This window comes from Halomonas sp. MMH1-48, from assembly GCF_022348105.1.
Classification (GTDB): Bacteria; Pseudomonadota; Gammaproteobacteria; order Pseudomonadales; family Halomonadaceae; genus Vreelandella; species Vreelandella piezotolerans.
Map to the genome: position 1 here is coordinate 19,980 of NZ_JAKRFL010000005.1, position 18,556 is coordinate 38,535.

An 18,556-nucleotide genomic window follows, 5' to 3' on the forward strand; every position below is an offset into this window, starting at 1 on the left:
TCAATGCTCCACACCCAACGTAGTTACGGCGGCAGCTGTGTCGCGCCACACCACTTGGCCGCCAGCGCCGGTCGCGATGTTTTGAAACAGGGTGGCAACGCTGTCGAAGCCATGGTCGCAGCAGCAGCGGCCATCGCCGTGGTCTACCCACACATGAACGCCCTGGGGGGCGACGGTTTTTGGTTGATTCACGAGCCCGGCAAATCGCCAGTGGCCATCGACGCTTGCGGCCCCGCTGCACAACTCGCCAACGGCGATTTTTACGCCGGGGAATCGCACATCCCTGAACGCGGCCCAAAAGCCGCGCTTACCATGGCAGGCACGATTAGTGGCTGGCAGGAAGCGCTCAATGTGGCGGCGGGTTGGGGTAACGCGCTGCCGCTGACCACGCTGCTGGCCGACGCCATTCGTCACGCCGATGAAGGGGTGGCCGTTTCGCAAAGCCAGGAAACGCTCACCGCCAAACACCTGGAGCGCTTGCGCCAAAGCCCCGGCTTTAGCGATGCCCTGCTGCTTGACGGTCAAGTCCCCCGCGAAGGCGAGCGCCTGCGCCAGCCCCGCCTGGCGAAGACGTTGAAACGCCTCGCCAGCGCCGGGCTGGAAGACTTCTACCGGGGTGAACTCGCCGCTAGCATGGCGAAGGATCTGGAGGCACTCGGCAGCCCACTACGCTTAGCCGATTTTCACGCTTACCGCGCTCAGCAGGTCACACCGCTGCACATGCGCCTCAACGACGCCACATTGTATAACCTGCCCGCGCCTACTCAAGGCATGGCATCGCTGATGATTTTGGGCATTTACGAGCGCATCAAAGCCGCCGAGCCCAATGGCTTTGACCACCTGCACGGGTTAATTGAAGCCACCAAACGCGCCTTTATGCTGCGCGACCGCTACGTTACAGACCCACACCGTGTTCCCACGCCGCTGCAGGAGCTTCTCAGCGAAGAGCGCATTGGTGCAGAAGCTGCCGAGATTAATCCTAACCAGGCGCTCCCTTGGCCTCACGAGCCTGCGCCAGGCGATACTATTTGGATGGGCACCGTCGACAGCGAAGGCCGCTCGGTGAGCTTCATTCAGAGCATCTACTGGGAGTTTGGCAGCGGCGTGGTACTGCCTGAGAGCGGCGTGCTGTGGCAAAACCGCGGCATTAGCTTTTCGCTCGACCCTGACGATTTACGCGGTTTAGCCCCTGGCCGCAAACCCTTCCACACGCTCAACCCCGCGCTGGCACTGTTCAACGATGGGCGCACGATGGTGTACGGCACCATGGGCGGCGAAGGCCAGCCGCAAACTCAAGCCGCCGTGTTCTCCCGCTACGCGCTGCACGGCATGCCACTGCAGCAAGCCGTCACCGCACCGCGCTGGCTATTGGGGCGCACCTGGGGAGAGTCCAGCACTAACCTGAAATTAGAAGAGCGCTTTGATGACCGCTTAGTGGCCGAACTTGCCACCGCAGGCCACGACGTAGAGGTACTGCCAGAGGCGTTCAGCGACACCATGGGCCACGCAGGCGGCATCGTGCGCCACCCGAATGGCCTGATCGAGAGCGCCCACGACCCGCGCAGCAACGGGGGAGCGGCTAGCGTGTAAGGAGCCTTCAGCGGGTGTTTAAGGAGCCTTCAGCGGTTTAGTGTGGAAAGCGACTGGCGGATTTTATCACTTTCGCACATGCTGAACTTGGACAGGCGGCCCATTGTCGTTAGCCTTGCCGCACTCGCTACGATGCGTGCTAACGCTAATAGGCTAGCCGCCTTAGACAGCCTCTGATGAACGGCAACCAGAGGGAGAGGAGATTCCCATGGCGAAAATTGAAAAATCCCCCGACGAGTGGCGCAAGCAGCTCACGCCCGAGCAGTACCGGGTTGCCCGGGAGAAAGGCACCGAACGACCGTTTACCGGAGATCACCAGGTAAGCGATGCTCAAGGTATTTACCACTGCGTTTGCTGCCACGCGCCACTGTTCGAGAATGAGCATAAGTTCGATGCGGGCTGCGGCTGGCCCAGCTTTGATCGCCCACTGGGGGCTCGTTGTGTCGAGGAGCACCGCGATACGTCCCACGGCATGATTCGCACCGAAGTGGTCTGCTCGCACTGCGACGCTCATCTGGGCCACGTCTTTCCCGATGGACCTCCTGACACCACCGGTTTGCGCTACTGTATCAACTCCGTCTCGTTGGAGTTCCACCCCGACGAGTAACCTTTGAAAGGAAGCACGGCAAGGCGGGCACCATCTGCTAGAATGGTCGCCCGCTTTTTTGTGCTTGTAGGAGACCCCCATGCTCGGCTGGTTCCCCGGACATATGAATAAGGCCCGCCGCCAGATCAAGGACGCGCTGCCAGAAATCGATGTGGTCATCGAGGTGCTCGACGCGCGCCTGCCCTACTCCAGCGCCAACCCGATGCTGGCCGAGCTGACTCGCCATAAGCCGGTGCTGAAAATTCTTTCCCGCGCCGATTTGGCCGACCCCGTTCGTACCGACGAGTGGGTGGCCTTTTTTGATGCCCAGGCAGACACCCGCGCTCTGGCGATTACCACCACACAGACCCGCGAGCTCAAGAAGATTCCCAAACTGTGCCACGAGCTGGCCGGTGCGGTGCGTGCCGACCGCGATGTACGCGTGATGGTGATGGGCATCCCTAACGTCGGTAAATCGACGCTGATCAACGGCTTGGCCGGTCGCAAAATTGCCAAAACCGGTAACGAGCCGGCGGTCACCAAGCGCCAGCAAAAAGTGCGCATCGACGGGCGTGTCGCGCTGATCGACACCCCCGGAGTGCTGTGGCCGAAAATCGAAGACCAAGCGAGCGCCTACCGTTTGGCGGCTAGCGGTGCGATTCGCGATACTGCCATCGAGTATACCGACGTGGCCATCGTTGCCTGCGCAGAGCTCGCCAAACGCTACCCCGCCGAGCTCACCGCCCGTTACAAGCTCAAAGCGCTGCCCACCTACGCAGCCCCCGAGTCAGATGACGTAGATGCCGACGGGCCGAAAAGGCCCGACTTCCTGGCGCTGGCCGGGTTCGATGGTCACGCCATTCTCAAAGAGATTGCCGGTAAACGCGGTGGCCTGCGCCCCGGCGGCGAAGTGGATCTTCACCGTGGCGCCGAGGTGCTGCTGCATGAGCTACGCGATGGAAAGCTTGGCCGGGTAACGCTTGAAACCCCCGCAGACATTCCGCCGCCGCCCGAGCAAAACGACCAAGACAGCCCGGCCCTATCCGACGCATAATGAGCCAACAACAGACACTTCCACGGCACTGGACACTTTTGGATAACGCACCCCATGGACACGCCCCAGCCTAGAGAATCACACACGCTAAAAAAATCACACAAACTGCACAACGTTTGCTACGACATCCGCGGCCCGGTCCTCGACCACGCCAAGCGCCTGGAAGAGGAAGGCCAGCGGATTTTGAAGCTCAACATTGGCAACCCGGCACCGTTTGGCTTCGAGGCGCCGGAAGAGATTTTGCAGGACGTGATGCGTAACCTGCCCACCGCCCAGGGCTACTGTGATTCCAAAGGCCTCTACTCCGCCCGCAAGGCGATCATGCAGGAGTGTCAGCGTAAGCAGATTCCTGGGGTGGGTATCGAAGATATCTACATTGGTAACGGCGTGTCCGAGCTAATCGTCATGGCCATGCAGGCGCTATTGAATGATGGCGACGAGGTGCTGATTCCCGCGCCCGACTACCCGCTATGGACGGCAGCCGCTCATCTCTCCGGCGGCCATGGCGTGCATTATCTGTGCGACGAGCAGGCCGACTGGGCACCGGATATCGCCGATATTCGCGCCAAAGTCACCAGCCGCACCCGTGCTATCGTGATCATCAACCCCAATAACCCCACCGGGGCGGTCTACCCCCCGGAAGTGGTCAGGGAAGTGCTCGATATCGCCCAAGAACACAACTTGGTGGTGTTCTCCGATGAGATCTACGACAAGATCCTCTACGACGGGGTCGAGCACACCGCCACTGGCGCACTGGCCGACGATGACCAGCTCGTGATCACCATGAATGGCTTGTCGAAAAGCTACCGCTGCGCCGGCTTTCGCTCTGGCTGGATGACGATCTCTGGCACCCTAGCGAAGCAGCGGGCGAAGGACTTCATTCAGGGCCTGACCATGCTGGCCTCAATGCGGCTATGCGCCAATGTACCCGCCCAGCACGCTATTCAAACGGCGCTTGGCGGGTATCAGTCGATCAACGACCTGATTCTGCCGGGCGGGCGATTGCTGGCCCAACGCGACATTACCGTCGAGAAGCTCAACGCGATTCCCGGGGTCTCCTGCGTGACGCCCAAAGGCGCGCTCTACGCTTTTCCGCGCTTGGACCCTCAGGTGTTCAATATCAAAGATGACCAGCAGCTGGTGCTGGATTTGCTTCTGCAAGAGAAAATACTGCTGGTGCAAGGTACCGCCTTCAACTGGCCAGCCCCCGACCACGTGCGTATCGTGATGCTGCCCTGGGCCGACCAGCTCGGCGACGCGCTCGACCGCTTTGCCAATTTCTTGTCCCGCTATCGCCAAACGTGATCGACACGCTACCAGCGACTTGAAACTGATATGAAATGCACGTATCTAAGCCATCATTCCATTAACGCTTGTTATGACCTTGAGGGAGATCGTCACCCATGATGCGAATCGTGCTGTTTTTAGCCACCAACTTAGCGGTGTTGCTGGTCGCCAGCCTGACGCTAAGGCTGTTTGGCGTTGAGAGCTATCTCAACAGCCAGGGCATTAACTTTACCAGCCTGCTGATCTTCTGCTTTGTGTTCGGTATGGCCGGTTCACTGGTCTCGCTGTTCATCTCTAAATGGATGGCGAAACGCTCGACCGGCACGGTGATCATCGAAAATCCGTCGAACGCCACCGAGCAGTGGCTGGTGGATACCGTGGCCGAGCTTTCCCGTGAAGCGGGTATCAAAACCCCAGAGGTGGGCATTTTCCCCGCCCAACAGTCCAACGCCTTTGCCACTGGCTGGAATAAAAACGATGCCCTAGTGGCGGTATCGGCGGGCTTGCTCAACCGTATGCGCCCAGAGGAGGTGCGCGCGGTGCTTGCCCACGAAATTGGCCACGTTGCTAACGGCGACATGGTGACACTAGCGCTGATTCAAGGCGTGGTGAATACCTTCGTCATGTTCTTCGCTCGTATCGTCGCCCACTTGGTCGATAGCTTCCTGAAAAGCCGCAGCGATGGCGAAGGTGGCCTGGGCTTTATGGGTTACTTCGCCGTGGTGATGGTGGCCGAAATCGTCTTTGGTATCGTCGCCTCCGCCATCGTGGCCTGGTTCTCCCGCTACCGTGAGTACCGTGCCGACGAAGCGGGTGCCCGCCTGGCAGGCACGGGGGCGATGGTCAACGCCCTGGCACGTTTGAAGGCCGAAACCGAAATGCCCGACCAAATGCCGGACACCCTGCGCGCCATGGCAATCACCAAAGGCCAGACCCGCTCGCTGGTCGAGCAGCTCTTCGCCAGCCACCCGCCGCTGGATGACCGTATTCGTGCCCTGAAAGAAGCGGCTTACCGTCAGTAAGCGACAAACCGCGCGATAAAAGATGCCAAGGCCCGCTAATGCGGGCCTTGTTAATTTAGGCAATCCAAAAACCCGCCGCCTGAAGCGATGGCTGCAATGACACCGCGTCGTTCTCCAAGTGAACGGTCAGCGTGCCAAATTCGCGACGTAGCGGATAGTTGGCGCGGCAGCTATCAAAGCCTTTGGCAATGCCCTGATGCACCACTTGACGCTGCAACGTATCGTGGTCGCGGCGTACGTCATACACGGCCCGCGCACATAGCCGAAGCGCCTCTTCCACCGGCAGTGCCTCCTGCAGCGTGAGCGTAGCGAGTGCTGGCGGTGGGCAGAGCGCGCTAAACGGCATGTCGCTGGGCAGGCCTAACTGCGCTGCCAACGCCTGCTGAATCATCCAGGTGCCGCGCAGCTTGCCATCCAGGCTATGCCCGGCAATATGCGGTGTCGCTAAAGCAACCAAGTCACGTAGCCCCGCATCGATACCAGGCTCGTCTTCCCAAACGTCCAGTATGGCCGTGATATCGCCCTTCCCCGCCATACGGCTGCGCAACGCTAAACCATCCAGGCAGTCACCGCGTCCAGCGTTCAACAGCAGCGTACCCGGGGCAAGCTCGTCGATACGCTGGGCACACAGCATCTGATAAGTGGCGTGAGGACCCCCCTTCACCAGTGGGGTGTGCAGGCAGATGACGTCACACTCCTCGATGAGCGTATCGAGGGAGACGAAACCGCTCGCGCCCTCTTGTTCCGCCCTGGGGGGGTCACACACCCGTACCGCCACGCCAAGTGCCTGCAAGCGGCGCTGTAAGCGACTACCCACGTTGCCTGCGCCAACGATGCCCACGGTCCGTTTCAGCAGCGGCCAGCCTTCTCGCTCGCCCACCGTCAGTAAGCTGCTCAGCACATAGTCCACCACCGCGTCCGCATTGCATCCCGGCGCGCTGGCAAAGCCAATTCCACGCTCTTTGAGATAGTCGAGATCGATATGGTCAGTACCAATGGTACAGGTACCCACAAAACGCACCGCGCTGTTGGCCAGCAGTGTGCGGTTCACCTGAGTGATCGAGCGCACGATCAGCGCATCGGCGTCCTGCACGTCTGCCGCACGAATCTCGCGGCCTGGCAGACGGTGCAGCGTCCCCATGCCTGCAAAACAGGCGTCGGCAGCGGGGATATTAGCGTCGATAACAAGTTTCATAGGCGTTTTGGTATCCGGGCTTTACAATACGCCCGCAATGGCTTGCTGTGCAGGCGTGATCAAGCAGTGGTTAAGGAGATGGGTGTGATCGTACGCTGGGAAACCGACCATGACTATGTGTTGGTGCATATTCACCAGGATATGTTCGGCGACTGGATTTTCAGCCGCGCCTGGGGGCAAATCGGCACCCAGTTTGGCGGATTGAAACACCAGTTAGCGGACACTCTGGAGCAAGCAGAGATGTGGCTGGAGGATGAAACGACGATTCAATCCTCACGCGGGTTCCGCAAAGTGCTTGAAGCCGCCGACCATACGCCAGAAGGCCAAGAAGCGATGCGTCAGCTATCGCTTTTGGATGCCCTCTGACGCATCACCTGTGAAACGGACTCGCCCGTTTCGTTAGCCTAAGAAGCGCCGCCCGTTGCGCTGATGCGCCCCCACGGGGGGCGCGTGTTCTGGCGGCGCGGTGAGTGCGGCCAGCGCCGTCTCATCCAGCCAGCCCCGCTCGCTCAACCAGTGGCTCAAACGCGCCACGTCGAAGCCGCGATCCAACTCGACCCCGTCGTCATCGACCAGCACCGGGATCCGCGTGCCGTAACGCTCCACTAGAGCGTCGTCGTCGCTGATCTCGATGTGGTGCAGCCTCACCTCTTGGTTGGCCAGGGTTGCCACCAGCACCTCCAATTGGGCGCATAGATGGCAGCCTAGCGTGGTGTAAATCGATAGTTCAATCATCGCCTTGCCCTTTATCGGCAAAGGGGGCGTGACGCAGCAAAAATACGTGATGCAAGTTGGTGCGCCGCTGAAAATCCGGATCGAAGGTGCGCGCAGTGATCTCCTCGATGGCGTAGCGCTCGCTCAGTGCTTCGTCGAGCTTGAAGCGGCGCTGATTGTTGGAGAACACCAGCGTACCGCCGGGGGCCAGGCGCGCCATGGCGAGCTCCACCAAGCGCGGGTGGTCGCGCTGCACATCGAGCGTGTCGCGCATCTTTTTCGAATTCGAGAAAGTAGGCGGATCCATGAAAATCAGATCGAACTGCGCGTTGGCGGTTTCCAGCCAGCGGAAGCAGTCATCCCGCACCACGCGGTGCAGCCTGGGGTCGAGCTGGTTGAGCGCAAAGTTGTCCCGGGCCCACTCCAGGTAGGTGTTGGACATGTCCACGCTAACGCTGTCGCTGGCCCCGCCTAGCGCGGCTTGCACGGTGGCCGTCGCGGTGTAACAGAACAGGTTGAGAAAGCGCTTGCCGCTGGCCATCTCGCCCAGCATTCGGCGTACCGGCCGGTGGTCCAGAAACAGACCGGTATCCAGGTAATCCCGCAGGTTGACCCATAGCCTTGCGCTGCCCTCCCGCACTTCAAAACGCTCGCCGCTGGCATCGCGCTTTTGGTACTGGGCCGCACCGGTTTGCCGCTCGCGGCGCTTGACGTAAATCTTGCTGGGATCGACCCCCAACGCCTCGGGCAGCACGTCCAGGGCATCAAACAGCCGTTTTTGTGCCTGAGAAGGGTTCACGGAACTCGGTGCCGCATACTCCTGAACGTGCACGCGGTCGCCGTAGCGATCCACTGCCAGCGCGTACTCCGGCATATCGGCATCGTAAAGGCGATAGCAGGTTTCACCGCTCTGCTTCAGCCATTTTTTCAGACGTTTCTGATTTTTTGCCAGACGGTTGGCAAACATCTTTGCATTTTCCGACACCGTCGGTGTTGTCGTACGGCTTGCCTGGGGCACTACGCCCACGTCTGCCGGCTCACCGCTCTGCTTAGGCGCAGGGCGGGCGCTGCCAATCTCCATGAGCAGCAGCTTGGCATCCAGCGCGCCGTTTTTTAGCGCGTACTGTTTATGAGCGCGCAGCCCAAGGCGGTGGCCGAGATCCGGGTTGCCAGTAAACAGCGCCAGCGTCCAGCCAGGAAACAGCGCCTTGGCTTTTTCACCGAGCTGAGCATAAAGCCGCACCAGTTCCGGCAGCTCGCCCAGGCGCTCGCCGTAGGGCGGGTTGGTAATCAATAGCCCCTGCTCGGCGGTCAGCGTCTCCGGCCGATGCAGTTGGGCGAGACTCTGGCCGTGGAGCGTGATCAGCGCAGGAATGCCCGCCCGCATGGCGTTGGATTTCGCGGCGGTCAGTGCTGCCGGGCTTTGATCAAAGCCCATCAGTTCGGTTTTGCAACGTTTGCGTCCAATCGAGGCGCGTGCTTCGGCTTCGCGTTTTAATTCACTCCACACAGCGTCTTGATGGCCTGCCCAGCCGTGAAAGCCAAACCGCTCGCGGTTCAAGTTAGGGGCTTGGTCAGCCGCCATCAGCGCCGCTTCGATCAGCAGCGTTCCTGCCCCACATAGCGGATCGATCAATGGCTCGCCCGCTTTGGCCCGTTCCGGCCAGCCTGCGCGCACCAGCAGCGCTGCCGCCAAATTCTCTTTGAGCGGCGCGTGCCCGACATCGCGGCGGTAGCCGCGGCGGTGGAGACTATCACCGGAGAGATCGATTCCCAGGCTTAAGTTGGCCCGGTGCAGGTGGGCGTAAATGCGTAGGTCAGGCGCTTTGGTGTCCACATTGGGCCGCTCTCGACCGCCTAACTGCAGCGCGTCCACCACGCCATCTTTCACCGTCTGTGCGCCGAAGCGAGTGTGGCGAATATGGTCGCTGCGGCCATGAAAATCCACCGCCAAGGTCTTGCCGGGGGCAAGATGCTGGCTCCAGGCGATGCGTGCGACCACATTGCGCACCTGCTCGGCGGTCTCGACCAGAGACTCCCGCGCCAGTAGCAAAATCACACGGTTCACTAGGCGAGACCATAAACAGACCCGGTAGGCCGTGGCTTGGTCGGCAGAAAAATAGACCCCCGCCACGGTGGTTTTACCCGGTTCGGCGCCCAGGGCCGTCAGTTCATCCGCCAGCAGGCCTTCGATGCCTTTGGGGCAGGTCGCTAGTAGGTTGAGAGGGGCAGTTTGGCTCAGCTCGGTCATGATGATCGCCGCGCGTCACCGCGCGATATTCCTGTATATGGCAAATGAATGTATGTCTTATGACAATTTGATGGTCGACAAGTGACCCCATCATGGTCTAACAATAAGAGGGTAGCTACTAAAAACGCATGCGTTGCTTGTCAGGGTCTTTATCGTGTCTGTTTCTAAACGCCGGTAACGATCCTTGGCTTGTCTGAGCTTGCCGCTTCTTCCGTTCAGCACGTGAGTGCTAGGCATTAGCGCTGAGGCAGCAGCTCACTCTTGAACTTGAAGTCACTTCTCGAAGTGGTGTTGGCAATCTGGGTAAAGCACGCCTATGGGCCTGTTGTTACTACGTTGCCTTGTGACCTGCTTCTTATCAAAGGCTTTCATGCAAAGAGGTTAGCCAATGAAACGACAAAAACGTGATCGCTTCCAACGGGCTTATGTTCACGGCTACAAAGCGGGCATCATGGGTCGCTCCCGTGATGATTGCCCCAGTCAAGATGTCAATTTACGCGAATATTGGATGAGCGGTTGGCGTGAAGGTCGTGGTGACCAGTGGGACGGAATGATCGGCGTCTCCGGTATTCATAAAAACCCCATGGTCATGACCTAATTTTTTTACCTTTTACTCAAACATTAGGAGACGGAGCCCGCTGCAAAGCGGGCTTTTTATCGTCTATCTGCGGCTTTTTCAACCGATTTGCTTGAGCGCCTCGGCACACTGCTTCACTAGCCCAGGCCCTTGGTAGATCAATCCCGAATAGAGCTGCACAAGATCCGCACCGGCCGCCATTTTCGCCCGGGCCGCTTCACCACTATCGATGCCACCCACGCCAATGATCGGCAGCGTCGGCAGCTGCTTGCGCAGTAGACGAATGACCGTATTGGACGCCTCGAACACCGGCTTACCGGAGAGCCCGCCGGCTTCTTGTGCTTGCGGGTCGTTCTGCACGGCCTCCCGGGAGACGGTGGTATTGGTCGCAATCACGCCGTCCAGCTCGTTGCGTGCGATACTGCCAGCCACCAGTGCGACCTCCTCTTCGCTCATGTCTGGTGCGATTTTCACCAGCAGAGGCACCCTGCGACCTGCCTGAGCATCCAACTCGCGGCTTTTGGCACGAATCGGCCCCAACAGGGCATCTAGCTGTTCGCCAAACTGCAGCGTGCGTAGCCCCGGTGTATTGGGCGACGAGATATTCACCGCTATGTAGCCCGCCGCGCCATGTACCGCATCAAGACATAATAGGTAGTCATCCAGAGCGTTCTCAACCGACGTGGTCAAATTCTTACCGATATTGATGCCGACGATGCCGTTGTAGTGGCGCTTTTTGACCTGCGCGACGAGATGCGCCACCCCTTTGTTGTTGAACCCGAAGCGGTTGATGATCGCCTCGTGGTCGGCCAATCGAAAGAGACGCGGTTTTGGATTCCCCGGCTGCGCCTTGGGTGTTACGGTGCCGACCTCCACAAAGCCAAATCCTAGCTCGCCCAGCGCGTCCAAGTGGTCGGCGTTTTTGTCCAGTCCGGCCGCCAGCCCAATACGATTAGGGAAACGCAGCCCCATGAGCTCGATGGGGTCGCTCACCGGCTTGCCATACAAACGCTGAATACCGCCCACTTTGTGCAACGCGTCGAGCGCGTTCAGCGCCATGCCATGGGTGGTTTCGGGATCCAAGCGAAACAGCAGCGAGCGGGCAATGGGGTACATCGGTAAGACTCTCCTAATCGGTGGGCGACGTGCGGGGCGGGCGCAGTATAGCGCACATCGCCCAGGCTTCGCAGGATGAAAAAAGCCGCGTCCTGGCCCCCCCCAGGGCGCGGCTTCCTACCGAGCGTGCAGCGTGCCGTTGAGCACGCGCTTCGGTTTACGCTTCGCTGTCACTTTCGGCAAGGTCGACCAGTTCACGCACGGCCACGGCAAACAGTGCAAACCCTCCTTCACTACCGCCACGCACTTCGTCGATCAGGCGGCACCAGCGGCGGTGTAGCTCGGCATGCTGCTCTAGCCACTGGGCTACCCGCTCTTGGGTGTCACGGCTGCCGGCTTCTAGCTTCAGAACGCTGGTAGTGAGCGCCAGCTGCTGACGGTCGATGTCGTCGCGGAAGGTTTCTCTCGCCTGGGCCTGCCAGGCATCGCGGACCTCCAGGTGGGTAACCTGCTGGATCATCCATGGTAGCTCTAAGCGGCTGCCGATTTCATAGAACACCTCGGCCACCCGTTGCGGCTTCTCGTTGGTGATCCGCGCGGCTTGAATGATGCCCAGGCCAGCGTAGAGACTCGGCGCGGCAGCCACGGTGGCGGCCAGTGCTTCCGGCACGCCAGCTTCCAGCAATTCATCACAGCGCTGGCGCCATACGGCCTGCTCTTCACCGCTGAGCAGCTCGCCAATGCCCTCCTGCAACTGCGCCAAGCGTGGGCCGAAGTACTCGATGGTGTCCTGGGTCGAGAGCCCCAGGTGCTGACGAAGGAACCAGCGCGTGGCGCGGCGGATCATGCGCATTAGGTCCAGCATCATGGAGTACTGCACACGGCTGGGCACTTGGTTATCCAGCGCTTCGATCTGCGCCCACAGCGACGGCAGATTGAAGGCATCGCGGGCCACCACGTAGGCGCGGGCAATGTCCGCACGGCCAGCGCCGGTCGAATCCATCAGGCGACGCACGAAGACGATGCCCATGTGATCGACGAGATCGTTGGCCACCTGGGTGGCGACGATTTCACGCTTTAGACGGTGGTCGTACATCTCGTTCTGGTAGCGTTCGGTGAGCACGGCCGGGAACAGACGCTCCAGATGACGGTGGATATACAGATCGTCGGGCACGTCGGAGTTGATCAAGTCGCCCTTCAGGGTGCTCTTGGCGTAGGAGATCAGCACCGACAGTTCCGGTAAGCGCATGCCCTGATTGTTGCTGGCGCGCTCTTTGAGCACGTCATCGGCGGGCAGGAACTCCAGCTCGCGGTCGATTTGACCGGCGGACTCCAGCTCGCTGATGAAGCGACGGTACGGCCCCATGCCCTGGTGAGACAGAATCTCCGACAGATCCAACGCCTGGGTCTGGCGGTAGTTATCCAGAATCACCAGGTCGGCGACCTCTTCGGTCATGTCGGCCAGCAGCTGGTTACGCTGCTTGTCGGTCATATCGCCACGCTTGACCACTTCATCGATCAAGATTTTGATGTTGACCTCGTGATCCGAGCAGTTCACGCCGCCCGCGTTGTCGATAAAGTCGGTATAGACGCGTACCCCGTTGGCGGCGGCTTCCATCCGGCCACGCTGGGTCAGGCCCAGGTTACCGCCCTCGCCGACCACGCGGCAGTTCAATTCTTTACCGTTGATACGCAGCGCATCGTTGGCTTTGTCGCCCACATCCGCATCGGTCTCTTCAGAACTCTTCACGTAAGTACCGATGCCGCCGTTCCAAATCAGATCGACCTTTGCTTTGAGCATGGCGCGAATCAGGTCGTTGGGCGACAGGCGAGCCTCTACAATCCCAAACGCTTGCTGCATTTCCGGCGTGATGGTGATCGACTTGGCGCTGCGGCTGAACACCCCACCCCCTTGGGAGATCAGTTCGCTGCTGTAATCTTCCCAGCTGGAGCGCGGCAGATCGAACAGGCGTTTGCGCTCGGCAAAGGCCGCTGCGGCATCCGGGTTCGGGTCGACGAAGATGTGCAGGTGGTTGAAGGCGCCCACCAATTGGATCTTATCGGAAAGGAGCATACCGTTACCGAACACGTCCCCCGCCATGTCTCCGATACCCACCACGGTAAACAGGTCTTCCTGGGTATTGACGCCCAGGTTCTTGAAATGACGCTTCACGGATTCCCACGCGCCGCGAGCGGTGATTGCCATCTTCTTGTGGTCGTAGCCGTTGGCACCACCGGAAGCAAAGGCGTCACCCAACCAGTGGCCATACTCGATGGAAATCGCGTTGGCGATATCCGAGAAAGTAGCGGTGCCTTTATCGGCGGCTACCACCAAGTAGGTGTCGTCTTCATCGTGACGCACGACGTTTTGCGGCGGCACTACCTCGCCACCCACCAAGTTGTCGGTGACGTCCAATAGCGCACGAATGAAGATTTGGTAGCAGGCGATCCCTTCCTTCTGTTGGGTTTCGCGGTCGGCGTTTTCCGGCATGCGCTTACATACGAAGCCGCCCTTCGCGCCGACAGGCACGATGACCGCGTTTTTCACCTGCTGCGCTTTGACGAGGCCCAGCACTTCGGTACGGAAATCCTCGAGACGATCCGACCAGCGCAGGCCACCACGGGCCACTTTACCACCGCGCAAGTGAACGCCTTCGACACGCGGCGAGCAGACAAAGATCTCGAACGCCGGGCGCGGCTTGGGCATTCCGGTGACTTTCGACGGCTCCAACTTGTAGGCGATGTAATCCTTGAAGCGGCCACCGTCGGTGGTCTGGTAGTAGTTGGTACGCAGCGTGGCCTGAATCAGCTCCATGAAGCGGCGCAGCAGTTGGTCATCGTTGAGGCTGGCAACGCCTTCTAAGCGCTCGTTGAGTCGCGTAAGGCAGTCATCGACGTTGCTGGGCTGCTGGGCCGGGTCGAAACGCAGGCGGAACAACTCCACCAGGGTTTGGGTAATGGCCGGGTAGTTCGCCAGCGTTGCGGCAATGTAATCCTGAGACATACCGAAGCGAATCTGCTTCAAATAGCGGGCATAGCCGCGCAGCATGGCCACTTCGCGCCAGTCGAGCCCTGCGCCGATGATCAGGCGGTTGAAGGCGTCATTATCGGCCTCGCCTGCCCAAATACGCTTGAACGCTTCGCTGAAGGTGTCGCGCATTTCGCTCAGGTTGACGCCTTCACGGCTGTGTTCCAGTTCGAAATCGTGAATCCAGTAGCGCTGCTGTGGTGCGTTGATGTCGTAGGGGCGCTCGCCAATCACGCGCAGCCCCAGATTTTCCATCATCGGCAGCACGTCGGAGAGTGGAATTTGCGATTCGCGGTGGAACAGCTTCAGGTTCATGCCGCCCGCCTGCTCTTCCAAGGGGCGATAAAGCGACAGAGAGAGATCGTCGCCGTTATCCAGATTCAGCAGATGCTGGACATCGAACACGGCCGTGCGAGCGTTGAAATCTTCCCGGTAGCTGGCGGAGAACGCGTCGTGGAACTGATCGATCAGATGATTGGCACGCTCTTCCCCGAAGCCTTCGATCATCGCCGCCTGCAGATCGTCGCGCCAGCTGCGGGCTAGGCGAGCGACTTTACTCTCCAGACGTTTGAGATCGTATTGGCTCGGGGCGTCGCCGTTGAAGCGCAGGATCAATTGGATACGCGCCAGCACCGACTCGGATAAGTAGGTGTTGAAGTCGCCGAAGTGCGCGTCCAACTCGTCGCAGAGCATGCCCTGAATGCGCTGGCGTAGATCGGTCGAGAACACATCACGCGGCACGAACACCAGGCAGGAATAGAACTTACCGCTGACATCGGCGCGGATGAATAGCCGCACCTGACGGCGCTCACGGATGTTGAGAATACCCAGTGCGGTGCTAGCCAGGGATTCGGTACTGATCTGGAATAGGTCATCGCGTGGGTAGACTTCCAGCACCTGCAACAGCTGCTTGCCGTTGTGGCCCTGGGGGTTGAAGCCAGCGATATCCATCACGGCCTTGAGTTTACGACGCAGCAGCGGAATGTTGCGCGGCGACTCGTTGTACACCGTGGCGGTGAACAAGCCAAAGAAGCGACGCTCACCGATCACGTTGCCGTCATCGTCGTAGCGGTCGACGGTGATGTAATCTGGATACGTGGGTCGGTGCACGCGGGAGTGGTGGGCGCTTTTAGCGAACGAGAGCAGCTGCGGCACCAGCACGTAGTCATTGTGTTCGTCGACACCCTCTTCGGTGCGGATTCGCTCGCGGTAGCGCGGCTGATCCAACCGGAATACGCCCAGCACGCTGTTGGGGTCTCGCTGAAGTTCGTTACCTTCCAGCAGGTACTCATCGTACCCTAAGAAGGTGAAGTTATCTTTCAGCAACCATTCCAGGAAGGCAATGGCTTCTTCATGGTCGTCCGGGTCGATTTGCGGCGGGCAGTTTTTTTCCAACTCCTGTATCGCCGAGGTGATCTGGCCGCACATGGCATCGAAATCGCCCACGGCGGTACGCACGTCCCGCAGCACTTCGTGCAGATTACGCTCGATTTTTGCCAGGGATTCGGCATCGGTGTGACGATCGACTTCGATGACGATCAGCGATTCACGGGCGTCCGGTGCGTTCTCGTCTTTGGGAGAGGTCAGCGCCTTCAGCTGATGCTGGCTATCACGGGCCACGGCGAACACGGCGTTTTGAATGGCGTGTACCGTTAGGCCGCGACGATTGAGTTCGATGCGCACGGAGTCGACCAAAAACGGCATGTCTTCATGCAGCACCGCCACGAAGGTGTGGGTAGACTGCCAGCCGTGCTCTTCGAAATCCGGGTTGAAAATGCGTACTTTAGGGCTTTTCGGATCATGGTGCTGGAGGAACTGCCAGATGGACAGCGTCGCACCGTACAGGTCGTCCAAGCGACGGTCGACCAAGTCTTCCACCGGCACCGTGGCATAAAAGTGGCGCGCAAAGGCTTCGATATCGGCCGCCCGCGCTGGCTCCAGTCGCGCTTCCAAGCGCTCTTGTAGCTGCTTTAAAAGATCCCGCCGACTCTCTTCGATCGCAACGTAATGCATCCATCACCTCGACTGCCTGGGGCCACTACTTAGGCCAAAAAAACGAAGGACAATAGGCCTTTAGGCCACACTACCCATTAGCTTACGCTACCCATCATCGCCACCCTAACCATCTGACAGGTTATTCATGGTGTATGCCGCTTGTGCATCATAAGCACTATTGACAAGTTCCACGCGTCTCATGTGAGTGCGCTCAAGGCTGACGACGGGTCAGCAGCACGCCACATTCACAGTGGTGGGTAAACGGAAACTGGTCAAATAGGGCGAATCGCTCGATGTCATGGGTCTTGGTCAGCAGCGCTAAATTTTCGGCCAGTGTGACCGGGTTGCATGAAATATAGACGATTTGAGCGTATTCGCTGACTTGATGGCAGCTCTGCTCATCAAGTCCTGCCCGAGGTGGGTCGACCAGCACGGTCGTGAAGTCGTACTCGTCGAGGGCCATGTCGGCCACGCGGCGGCCCGCCTTCTCGCCCTTTAGGGCCAACGAAAACTCTTCCGCCGACATACGCGCTACGTGAGCATTGGTCACACCATTGGCATCGAGATTGACGTTGGCGCTGGCTACCGAGGTGCGCGAAATTTCAGTGGCCAGTACGCGGCGGAAATTGTCGGCCAGGGCAATCGTAAAGTTACCGTTGCCGCAGTAGAGCTCCACCAAATCCTCGTCCTGACGACCTTGTGTGACCTCTTTGGCCCAGCTCAGCATGGTTTGACAGATATGCGCGTTGGGCTGGGTAAAACTGTTTTCCACCTGCTGATAATGCAGCGTGCGGCCATCTACCGTGAGCTTCTCCCATACATGATCTTGGGTCAGCACCAGGCGCTGCTTGCGAGAACGACCAATAATCATGATACCCAGCGCGCGCTCTAGCGCACGGGCCTCCGCTTCCCAGGCATCACCCAGCGGGCGGTGATAGATCAGCGTTACCAGCGCTTGACCAGAGAGTGTGGTCAGAAACTCCACCTGAAACAGTCGACGGCGCAGCTCATCGCTAGCTAAAAACGCCTCTCGCAGTTGGGGCATCAACGCGTTGATCTGGGCACTGGCCACAGGAAACTGGTCGAGGCGTACCACCCGTTTGTTTTTAGGATTCTCTGGGTCGACCTCGAACATGGCATAGAACAGATCGTCCGCTTCATGCCAGATACGAAACTCGCAGCGTTGACGATAGTGACTCGGCGGCGAGGGATACACCTCCAGTTCAGGCGTATCGAACGCGGCGAAGGTGGTGGCCACGTAGGCTTGCTTATCGGCCAGCTGCTCATCGTAACGTGCTGGGTCTACAGTCGGGATCGCCAAGGTGGCTCCTCTCTACTCATGGTGAACGTCTTGGAAGATGCGCTGCTCGTTGGCAGCCTAGCGGGCGTTGGGCAATTCGAGCGGTTGCGCTGGCTGAAAACCGTAACGTGCAAAGCCGTCGGTCAATGCGATCGCAGGGGCAGTCGTAAAGCAGCGGTCATCGACGGTGTGGCTAACGAGCGCGGTGGCAAGCTGGCCGACCCGTCGCGCAATGGCATCGCCAGAATCGACCCAAGTGATAGGCACCGGTGCCAGCGATGCTAGCTGTGGCTGCAAAAGCGGAAAATGGGTGCAGCCTAACACCACGGTATCTAACGCCGGTTGGGTCTGGGTGGCTTGCCATAGCGGTGCCAGCACCTGACGCATGCGTTCCACGTCAAAGGGCGCTCCCCCCAGCCAGGCCTCGGCCGCGGTCACCAAATCACCCGCAGCGACCCGGGTAACCACACAGTCGCTGGCAAAGCTGTCGATCAATCCTTGCGTGTAGGGACGATTCACCGTGGCCGCCGTCGCCAACAAACCAATATGACGCGTGGCACTCAGCTTGGCCGCCGACTTGATCGCTGGCACGGTGCCCACGACCGGTATCGAAAGCGCTTGACGCAGCTTCTCCAGCGCAAGGGTGCTCGCGGTGTTACACGCCACGACCAGCACGCTGGCCTGACAGGCGCGCACCGCCGCTTGGCACACCGTCACGATACGCGCAGCAAGCGTTGCGTCGTCGCGCAGTCCGTAGGGTAACCAAGCGTTATCGCAAGCGTAACAGAGAGCCGCCGAAGGGTAGTGTTGACGCAGCGCATGGGCGACGGAAAGCCCGCCCACGCCAGAATCGAAAATCAGTATTGGCCCTGCCATTACCCCTCACCTGCCCATCCGCTCT

Annotated in this window: 14 protein-coding genes; 7 read left to right on the forward strand and 7 right to left on the reverse strand. The window is 59.7% G+C overall.

The genetic code is table 11. The features are described from left to right. Positions 1–3 precede the first annotated feature (3 nt). From MHM37_RS06610 to htpX, 5 genes are all read left to right on the forward strand, one after another. Entirely contained in the window at positions 4–1,590 is a 1,587-nt protein-coding gene (locus tag MHM37_RS06610; RefSeq protein ID WP_239296075.1) for a gamma-glutamyltransferase family protein, read from the forward strand. 208 nt (positions 1,591–1,798) lie between these two features. After that, positions 1,799–2,197, forward strand: a complete 399-nt coding sequence (msrB, locus tag MHM37_RS06615; protein WP_239296076.1) for a peptide-methionine (R)-S-oxide reductase MsrB — start codon at positions 1,799–1,801, stop codon at positions 2,195–2,197. 79 nt (positions 2,198–2,276) lie between these two features. Then, on the forward strand, positions 2,277–3,230 hold the full coding sequence (gene ylqF, locus MHM37_RS06620) for a ribosome biogenesis GTPase YlqF (protein WP_153842340.1): 954 nt from the start codon (positions 2,277–2,279) through the stop codon (positions 3,228–3,230). A gap of 54 nt (positions 3,231–3,284) precedes the next feature. Then, positions 3,285–4,535 carry a pyridoxal phosphate-dependent aminotransferase gene (locus MHM37_RS06625; protein WP_239296077.1) on the forward strand — a complete coding sequence of 417 codons (1,251 nt, stop codon included), beginning with the start codon at positions 3,285–3,287 and terminating at the stop codon, positions 4,533–4,535. A gap of 98 nt (positions 4,536–4,633) precedes the next feature. Next, complete coding sequence (gene htpX / locus MHM37_RS06630) at positions 4,634–5,539, forward strand: protease HtpX (RefSeq protein WP_139525489.1); 906 nt, start codon at positions 4,634–4,636, stop codon at positions 5,537–5,539. Between the two features lie 55 nt (positions 5,540–5,594). Here htpX and pdxB read toward each other — a convergent pair whose 3' ends face one another. Then, positions 5,595–6,734: a 4-phosphoerythronate dehydrogenase PdxB gene (pdxB, locus tag MHM37_RS06635; protein ID WP_239296078.1), complete on the reverse strand. Its 1,140-nt coding sequence runs from the start codon at positions 6,732–6,734 to the stop codon at positions 5,595–5,597. Between the two features lie 84 nt (positions 6,735–6,818). On the opposite strand from pdxB, the gene MHM37_RS06640 reads away from it, so the two are divergent. Continuing rightward, positions 6,819–7,100, forward strand: coding sequence for a hypothetical protein (locus MHM37_RS06640; RefSeq protein WP_139525487.1), 282 nt, complete (start codon positions 6,819–6,821; stop codon positions 7,098–7,100). Between the two features lie 33 nt (positions 7,101–7,133). Here the strand turns inward: MHM37_RS06640 and MHM37_RS06645 are convergent, their stop codons facing one another. Together MHM37_RS06645 and rlmKL are read right to left on the reverse strand one after the other, a co-directional pair. Continuing rightward, on the reverse strand, positions 7,134–7,469 hold the full coding sequence (locus MHM37_RS06645) for a glutaredoxin family protein (protein WP_139525486.1): 336 nt from the start codon (positions 7,467–7,469) through the stop codon (positions 7,134–7,136). Continuing rightward, positions 7,462–9,699, reverse strand: a complete 2,238-nt coding sequence (gene rlmKL, locus MHM37_RS06650) for a bifunctional 23S rRNA (guanine(2069)-N(7))-methyltransferase RlmK/23S rRNA (guanine(2445)-N(2))-methyltransferase RlmL (protein WP_239296080.1) — start codon at positions 9,697–9,699, stop codon at positions 7,462–7,464. Before rlmKL ends, MHM37_RS06645 begins: the two co-directional genes overlap by 8 nt. A gap of 388 nt (positions 9,700–10,087) precedes the next feature. Between rlmKL and rmf the strand changes: the two genes are divergently transcribed. Further along, the gene (gene rmf / locus MHM37_RS06655) at positions 10,088–10,297 is read left to right on the forward strand and encodes a ribosome modulation factor (RefSeq protein WP_139525484.1); all 210 of its coding nucleotides are present in this window, start codon (positions 10,088–10,090) and stop codon (positions 10,295–10,297) included. A gap of 78 nt (positions 10,298–10,375) precedes the next feature. Here rmf and MHM37_RS06660 read toward each other — a convergent pair whose 3' ends face one another. From MHM37_RS06660 to murI, 4 genes are all read right to left on the reverse strand, one after another. Next, positions 10,376–11,392 (reverse strand): quinone-dependent dihydroorotate dehydrogenase, encoded by a 1,017-nt coding sequence (locus tag MHM37_RS06660; protein ID WP_239296082.1) that lies wholly within the window; start codon positions 11,390–11,392, stop codon positions 10,376–10,378. Positions 11,393–11,549: 157 nt separating this feature from the next. Continuing rightward, positions 11,550–16,373: an NAD-glutamate dehydrogenase gene (locus MHM37_RS06665; protein WP_239296084.1), complete on the reverse strand. Its 4,824-nt coding sequence runs from the start codon at positions 16,371–16,373 to the stop codon at positions 11,550–11,552. A 193-nt stretch (positions 16,374–16,566) separates the two neighbouring features. Further along, on the reverse strand, positions 16,567–17,676 hold the full coding sequence (trmA, locus tag MHM37_RS06670) for a tRNA (uridine(54)-C5)-methyltransferase TrmA (protein ID WP_239296086.1): 1,110 nt from the start codon (positions 17,674–17,676) through the stop codon (positions 16,567–16,569). A 57-nt stretch (positions 17,677–17,733) separates the two neighbouring features. Continuing rightward, positions 17,734–18,531, reverse strand: a complete 798-nt coding sequence (gene murI, locus MHM37_RS06675) for a glutamate racemase (RefSeq protein ID WP_239296088.1) — start codon at positions 18,529–18,531, stop codon at positions 17,734–17,736. Between the last annotated feature and the right edge of the window lie 25 nt (positions 18,532–18,556).